This window comes from Tateyamaria armeniaca (genome assembly GCF_045797845.1).
Classification (GTDB): Bacteria; Pseudomonadota; Alphaproteobacteria; order Rhodobacterales; family Rhodobacteraceae; genus Tateyamaria; species Tateyamaria armeniaca.
Map to the genome: position 1 here is coordinate 88,710 of NZ_JBHDIY010000004.1, position 7,320 is coordinate 96,029.

6 protein-coding genes and 1 pseudogene are annotated in these 7,320 nt (G+C 61.7%); all 7 read left to right on the plus strand.

Annotation, left to right across the window (positions count from 1 at the left end):
- The first annotated feature begins 5 nt into the window (after positions 1-5).
- The 7 genes and pseudogenes from tagH (at position 6) to ACERZ8_RS21720 (ending at position 6,964) form a co-directional block, all read left to right on the plus strand.
- Positions 6-1,466: a type VI secretion system-associated FHA domain protein TagH gene (gene tagH, locus ACERZ8_RS21690; protein WP_407594559.1), complete on the plus strand. Its 1,461-nt coding sequence runs from the start codon at positions 6-8 to the stop codon at positions 1,464-1,466.
- Positions 1,467-1,494: 28 nt separating this feature from the next.
- Positions 1,495-2,834 (plus strand): annotated as a pseudogene (gene tssK / locus ACERZ8_RS21695) (type VI secretion system baseplate subunit TssK).
- Positions 2,835-2,858: 24 nt separating this feature from the next.
- Entirely contained in the window at positions 2,859-4,268 is a 1,410-nt protein-coding gene (gene icmH, locus ACERZ8_RS21700; RefSeq protein WP_407594561.1) for a type IVB secretion system protein IcmH/DotU, read from the plus strand.
- Positions 4,265-4,540 carry a hypothetical protein gene (locus ACERZ8_RS21705; RefSeq protein ID WP_407594563.1) on the plus strand — a complete coding sequence of 92 codons (276 nt, stop codon included), beginning with the start codon at positions 4,265-4,267 and terminating at the stop codon, positions 4,538-4,540. The genes icmH and ACERZ8_RS21705 overlap by 4 nt, the downstream gene beginning before the upstream one ends.
- On the plus strand, positions 4,521-5,582 hold the full coding sequence (gene tssM / locus ACERZ8_RS21710; RefSeq protein ID WP_407594565.1) for a type VI secretion system membrane subunit TssM: 1,062 nt from the start codon (positions 4,521-4,523) through the stop codon (positions 5,580-5,582). The genes ACERZ8_RS21705 and tssM overlap by 20 nt, the downstream gene beginning before the upstream one ends.
- Entirely contained in the window at positions 5,548-6,264 is a 717-nt protein-coding gene (locus ACERZ8_RS21715; RefSeq protein ID WP_407594567.1) for an ImcF-related family protein, read from the plus strand. The genes tssM and ACERZ8_RS21715 overlap by 35 nt, the downstream gene beginning before the upstream one ends.
- Positions 6,227-6,964 carry an ImcF-related family protein gene (locus tag ACERZ8_RS21720; protein WP_407594569.1) on the plus strand — a complete coding sequence of 246 codons (738 nt, stop codon included), beginning with the start codon at positions 6,227-6,229 and terminating at the stop codon, positions 6,962-6,964. The genes ACERZ8_RS21715 and ACERZ8_RS21720 overlap by 38 nt, the downstream gene beginning before the upstream one ends.
- Positions 6,965-7,320 lie beyond the last annotated feature (356 nt).

A 7,320-nucleotide genomic window follows, 5' to 3' on the forward strand; every position in this document is an offset into this window, starting at 1 on the left:
CAAGAATGGCGATAACACTGCGCTTCCAGTCTACCGGTAGCATTCCGGGCAATGGCGATCCTATCGTGATGAACGGTCCAAGCCTGACGCTTGGCCGTGGCAACGAGAATGATGTCGTGCTGCCTGATCCCAACCGCGAATTGTCCAAACGCCATTGCGCGATCGAGGACCACAACGGCAACGTGATCGTTGTCGATTTTTCGACCAACGGCACCTTTCTGAACTACGGAAAGCTGGCCCTTGGCACGACACCCACGCCGCTGAATGACGGTGATATCCTGTCTGTTGGTCCTTATGAAATCCTCGTCAGCATCGCGTCAGCAGACGATGGCGATTTTCTGGCTGATCCGGTGGCCGACACGCCTGTATCCCACGGCTCGGCCCAGAACGCGCCCAGCAACGCCGATCTGCTGGATGCCCCCGGTGACGGCGGTGATTTCCTTGACGACCTGCTTGTCGGGCGCGGCGCCCCCAAGGGCCCCGGCGTGATGCAGCGCGACGATGTTGGCGATGACGGGCTGTTGCCGCCCTTGGGCGAGGATGACGGCATTCTGCCCCCCGCACCCGACCCCTATGCCGGGCAGGGGGCCAGTGTCGGCAGCCACAATGCTGCCGGGCAGGACCATTTTCAGGTGCCCCGACAGGCCGCTGCATCCCCGTCAGCGATCCCGGACGACTGGGATGACGATTTTCTGTCGCCGACACCGCGTGCGGCCACGGCCATTCCGACAGACCCGTTTGCCGCGCCAATGCAACAGGCCCCGATCCCACCACAGACAGCCGCCCCTGCGGGCCGTGCCCATGTGGCCCCGTCACCGACGCCCATGTCGCCGCACCCGGCTGCGCCGCAACAGGCCACGCCACCGGCCGCCGCAATGGGCGGACCGGACGCAGCCTCGCGCAATTTCCTGTCGCAACTGGGGGCCGAAAACCTTGGGGTCACGGATCAGGACCTGCCCGCAACGATGGGCCGTCTGGGATCCGTCCTGCGCATTGCCATCGAAGGTCTGCGTGAAATCCTGATGACGCGCGAGTCGATCAAGTCCGAGTTCCGCATCGAAAAGACAATGCTGCAACTGGGCGGCAACAACCCTTTGAAATTCTCGATCAGCCCCGAACAGGCGATCGAGGCAATGGTTCTGCCCACGCCGCGCGGATACCTCGAAGCGACTGAAGCCGCACAACAGGCCCTGAAAGACATCAAGGCACATGAGGTCGCGATGCTGACGGGCATGGAGGCCGCCCTCAAAGGTATCCTCAAGAAACTCGATCCGGCAGTGCTTGAAGAGAAGATCAGCGCGGACAAGAGCCTGAGTGGAATGCTGAAAAGCCGCAAAGCCCGTTATTGGGAAATCTACGAAAGCATGTATACAGAAATCTCCGATCAGGCCGAGAATGATTTCCAGGAGCTGTTTGCCAAGGAATTCGCCCGCGCCTACCAAGAGCAGTTGGACAAATTGAAATGAACGACGTCATTGACATGAGGGACGCCTGATGGCCTGGGACAGCAAAGTGCTGTGGACAGAAGGGCTGTTTCTGCAGCCCCACCATTTTCAGCAGGCCGACCGTCACACCGAAAGTCTGGTGGCCGGTCTGGCCCGCCGGGTCAGGCCCTATGCGTGGGGTGTGAATACCCTTGAGATCGATGAAGAAGTTCTGAAGTTTGGCCAGTTCGCCATCACGTCCTGTTCGGGTCTGACGCCAGATGGCACGGTGTTTCGCGTTCCAGCCGCCGAAGATCACCCCCTGCGCTGGATGTGCCTGAAGGTATCAAGGACTGCGTTGTCTACCTGACCGTCCCGCAACGCCGTCAGGGCGCCCTTGAGGTCGACATGACCGGCGCCGAACTGTCCGCCGCCCGCCTGCGTCCGGGCGAGTTGGAAGTGACGGATGTCACGTCCTCGGGCAAAAAGGCCGTGACAATGGGCGTGGGCAAGCTGCGTTTGCAATTTGCGCTGGCCGTCGACGATCTGGCGGATCGTCTGTGCATTCCCATCGCCAAGATCATCGAAGTCAAACCCGACAGCGAGGTCGTTCTCGACAAGGGTTTTATCCCGTCCTGCATGGACGTTCAGGCCGCCGCGGCCCTTAACGCCTTTGCCCGCGAGTTGGACGGATTGCTGAACCACCGCAAGACCGCGCTGTCCGGGCGTCTGTCAGAAGGGGGCGGCACCAAAGGTGTGGCCGAGATTTCGGATTTCCTGCTGCTGATGTGCGTGAACCGGATGCAGCCCATCATCGAGCACATGAACAAGATCGAAAATGTGCATCCCGAGGACTTGTACCGCACCTGCATCGGGCTTGCGGGTGAGCTTGCGACATTCATGGCCAATGACAAGGCCGCGCCTGAATTCCCGCCATATGCACATGACAACCTGACCGACACGTTCAAGCCAGTGATCCGGACCCTGCGCCAGTATCTGAGCTCGGTTCTGGAACAGACTGCGATTTCGATCCCGCTGGATCCGCGCAAATACGGCATCAGCGTCGGCATCATCGCCGATCGCAAGTTGCTGACCACCGCCGGGTTCGTGCTGGCCGTGCAGGCCGACATCCCGGCCGAAAACGTGCGCCGCCATTTCCAGAACCAGGCCAAGATCGGACCCGTCGAGGAAATCCGCCAGCTGGTCAACTCGGCCCTGCCCGGAATTCCGCTGCGCCCGCTGCTGGTCGCGCCGCGCCAGATTCCGTATCATGCGGGCGTTGTCTATTTCGAACTGGACGGCGACAGCGCCCATTGGGGCAAGATGTCGACCTCGGGCGGGATCGCGGTACATGTGTCGGGTGAATTTCCCGGCCTCAAGATGGAATTGTGGGCCATTCGACAGGGCTAAGCGCCAGAGACGGGGAAGAGTGATATGTCCGATAACGACCCATTTGCAGAACCCGATGACGCCGACCGCACGGTCATTCGGCCCAATCCCGGTGGCCGTCGTGATATCTCGCCCAAACCTGCCGCCACGCCCAGTCCGAATTTCGGTGCAGCGCCTGCTGCCGCGCCACAACCCGCCGGCCAGCCCATGGGCATCCCCGCCGCGCAAGCACCCGAAGCGAGCCTGACAGAACCCTCGGTCGAACAGGGCATGACCGGCATGAACCGGATCAATGCCGCTGCCGCCACCCTGTTTTCGCTGGTCTCGCGCATTCGCAACCGCGCCCAGCACATGGACCCGGAAAAGCTGCGCCGCTCGGTTGTGGCCGAAGTGCGCGAGTTTGAGAACCGTGCATTACAGGCCGGGGTCGATGCGCAGGACGTCAAGATCGCGCGCTACGCGATTTGTGCCACGCTTGACGACGTGGTGCTGAACACCCCATGGGGCGGTCAGTCGATCTGGGCGCAGCAATCCATGGTCGGAACATTCCACAAAGAAACCGTGGGCGGGGACCGGTTCTTTGACCTTCTTGCGCGGCTCGAAAAAGAGCCCGGCAACAATATCGATTTGCTCGAATTCCTGTACATGTGCCTGTCACTTGGGTTCGAGGGGCGCTTGCGCGTCGAACAGCATGGCAGCGACAAACACATGCAGATCCGCGCAGGGCTGGCCCGCATTATCCGCGGCCAGCGCGGCGTGGTTGAAAAGGATCTGTCCCCCCATTGGAAGGGCGAGGACAAACCGCACAAGGTGCTGTCGATCTGGAAACCGCTCTGGATCACGTCTGCCACTGTCGCACTGGTGATGCTGACCGTGTTCCTGTCGCTGAGCTGGGTGCTGAACCGGTCCACTGACCGGGTGCTGGGGCAATTGTCGGTGCTGGATTCCGGCACTGTGGCCGAGCTGTTCCGCCGTGCGCCCCCACCGCCACCGCCGCCCCCACCGCCAGAAGCGCAGTTGAACCGGGTCAAGGGTTTCCTTGAGCCGGAAATGGCAGCGGGCATTGTCGAGGCGTTTCAGGATCAACAGACGATCACTGTGCGTCTGACTGGGTCAGGCATGTTCGGTTCGGGTTCGGACGTGTTGCAGGATGCATTCCGCGCGCCGCTCGACAAAGTGGCCGAGGCGCTCAACGACACAGCGGGGCCCATCATTATTGTCGGTCATTCGGACAATGTGCCGATCCGGTCCTCGCGGTTCCCTTCGAACCAGGCCCTGTCGCTGGCCCGTGCCGAAGCGGTGATGCGCAAGCTGGCGGACCGGATCAATGACCCGGATCGTCTGTCCGCCGAAGGTGTCGCAGACAAAAGCCCCATCGCGGACAACGCCACGCGCGAAGGCCGGGCCAAGAACCGGCGCATTGAAATCGTTCTCGTTCGGGAGGATGCAACGTGATTCTTCGCAGACTGTTCCGCTTTGGTGCGGGCATCAACATCACCCTGTTCGTGGCCATCGCCTTTGCCCTTCTGGTCTGGTTTGCCGGGCCGTTCCTCGTTCTTGGAGAAAGTGCGCCCTTTGCCAGCGTTCTGTCCCGTCTGATCACCATCGCCATCATCCTGCTGCTGTCGCTGACCACGATCCTGCTGATCATCATGCGGCGCGCCAAACGTGAAAAGCAGATGGAAGAAGACATCGTCGAGTCCGTCGATGACGACCTCGGACGATGAAAACGAACTGGTCAAGGCCGAACTGGGTGAGTTGAAAGGCAAGATGCGCGAAGCGCTGACGGCCCTGCGTAAATCCAAGCTGGGTCGGCGGTCTTTGTACGAATTGCCGTGGTACGTCATCATTGGCCCACCCGGTGCAGGGAAGACTACTGCGCTGGTCAATTCAGGCATGAATTTCCCGCTGGCCAAGACCACCGGGTCCGCCAGTATCGGCGGAGTCCGGGGCACGCGCAATTGCGACTGGTGGTTCACCAACGACGCCGTCCTGATCGACACCGCGGGCCGGTACACCACACAGGACAGTGGTGAAAGCGAGGACAACGCCGGTTGGCTCGGTTTCCTCAAAATGCTCAAGAAGCACCGCAAACGTCAGCCGATCAACGGCGCGATTGTGGCCGTTTCCCTGTCTGATCTGTCACTGCAGGACGAGGCGAGCCAGAAAAGCCATGCGGCCGCGATCCGTCGCCGCCTGCACGAACTGCGCGAAAAGCTGGGTGTGCGTTTCCCGGTCTACATCATCTTTACCAAATCCGACCTGATCGCGGGCTTCACCGAATTCTTTGACAATCTGGGCAAGGAAGAACGCGAACAGGTCTGGGGCTTTACCCTGCCGCTGCCAAAAAAGACCAAGGCCGAGGTGTCACCGGTTGCCGCCTTTGACGAGGAATTCAGTGGTCTTCTGGCGCAGTTGAACTCGCAGTCGCTGGAACGCATGCAGCAGGAAACAGATCATCAGCGCCGTGCGCTGATTTCCAGCTTTCCGGCTCAGGTTGCTTCGGTGCGCGCCACGGCCCGTTCGTTCCTGAGCGAAGTGTTTCAGGACAACCGTTTCGAAAAACGGCACCTGCTGCGCGGCGTCTATTTCGCATCCGGCACGCAGGAAGGCACGCCCATCGACCGTCTGATGATGGGAATGGCGCGTACCTTCGGGATTGGCCGTCAGGCCATCGGGACAGGGCGCGGCACGGGCCGCTCTGTTCTTCCTGACCCGGCTGTTCCAGGGCGTGATGTTCCCCGAGGCGGGGCTTGTCAGTGCCGATGACAAAGTCGAACGCCGATACCGCTGGACCAAACGCGTTGCCATCGCCGCCGCCCTTGCTGGCGGCATCGGCATGACCGCCGTCTGGGCGCGCAGCTATATCGGCAATGCCGCTTTGCTGGCCGAAGCCTCAGAAAGCGTCGAGGCCTATCGTGCCGCCGCCGCGCAAATCCCCGGCAGCCCGATTCAGGACAGTGATCTGCCGGGCATCGTGCCCGCGCTCGACATTCTGCGCGCCATGCCTGCCAACCCTGCTGCCGGTGATCCCAGCCCAGACCGTTCCCTCACCTGGGGCCTCTATCAGGGTAAGCACATTGGCAACCAGGCCGGGCAGTCCTACCGCGCTGCGCTAAACGAACACCTGCTGCCCCGCCTGTTGCTGCGTCTGGAAGAGCAGATGCAGGCCAACATGAACAACACCGATTTCCTCTACGAGAGCCTGAAAATCTACCTGATGCTGGGCCAGCAGGGGCCAATGAACACCGAGCTGATCAAGGAGTGGATGGCGCTCGATTGGTCCGTCGCCTTTCAGGGGCAGGCCCGCGACCCCTTGCGCAACAGCCTGACCGTGCACCTTGATGCCATGCTGGATGCGCCACTGGACGAAATCGCGCTGAACGGTCCGCTGGTGGAACAGGATTCAGGGGTTGCTGTCGGAAATGCCGCTGGCCCAGCGGGTCTATAACTCCATCGTCAATTCACCCCGCGCCAAGGCGCTGCCGCAGTGGCGTCTGACGGACATTGGTGGCCCTGCCATCAGCCGCGTGATCGTGCGGTCCTCTGGCAAGCCATTGAATGAAGGGGTCGAAGGCATCTTTACGTGGGACGGGTTCAACAACGTCTTCCTCGATGAAGCCCTGGCGCCGCACAGCGTCTGCAAAGCGAAAGCTGGGTGCTGGGGCGCGCGCGGCGAGGCCGAACAGACCGAAACCGCGCTGGTCGCAATGAGCCGGGACGTGCTGGACCTGTATTACACCGATTACATCTCGCGCTATGACCAGATCCTTGGCGATATCGACATCATCCCCATGGAAAGCCTGAGCCACGCAGTCGAGGTGACCAATGTGCTGTCCGGGCCTACGTCGCCGCTGGTCAACATCCTCAACGCGATCTCGGACGAAACAAAGCTGACCGAGTCACGCTCGGTCGATGCCTCGGCCTCTGGCCGAAGGCGCCACCGCCGTGGGCACACTCGAAGCGCAATCGCTGCTGTCCAGCCGCGCGCAACTGCTGCTTGGGACGCTGCGATCAAGCGTGGGCGCGGCAGGCGGGGATGCGGCACCGCTGCGCCACCGCCCGGATCCTTTGTCGAGGACCGCTTTTCCCGGGCTGCACACCCTTACCGAAGAGATCGAGGGCCAGCCCCTCGCAGCTTTTCGAATTGATGTCGCGCCTGACCGAGGTCTATCAGGAGCTCAACAAGCTCAGCTTTGCGGGCGAGTGTCGGGGCAGGGGCCGCCGAGGCAACGGCCATCGTGCGGTTTCAGGAGCTGGGCCAACCGCCCGCCCGGTCCGATACAGCGCTGGTCAACCCAGATTTCGTCCGGATCGTCCGGTATCACGGCGGACGGCACACGCGCCTCGATCAACGCGCAATGGCAGGCTCTGGCACCAGCCGTTCTGCGAACAGGCGTTGGCCAACCGCTATCCGTCTGAGCGTGGGGCCAAGGCCGATGTGGCCATGGCCGACTTTGCCCGCCTGCTTTCGCCCAACGGCCTGATCGACGGCTTCTTTAACGAG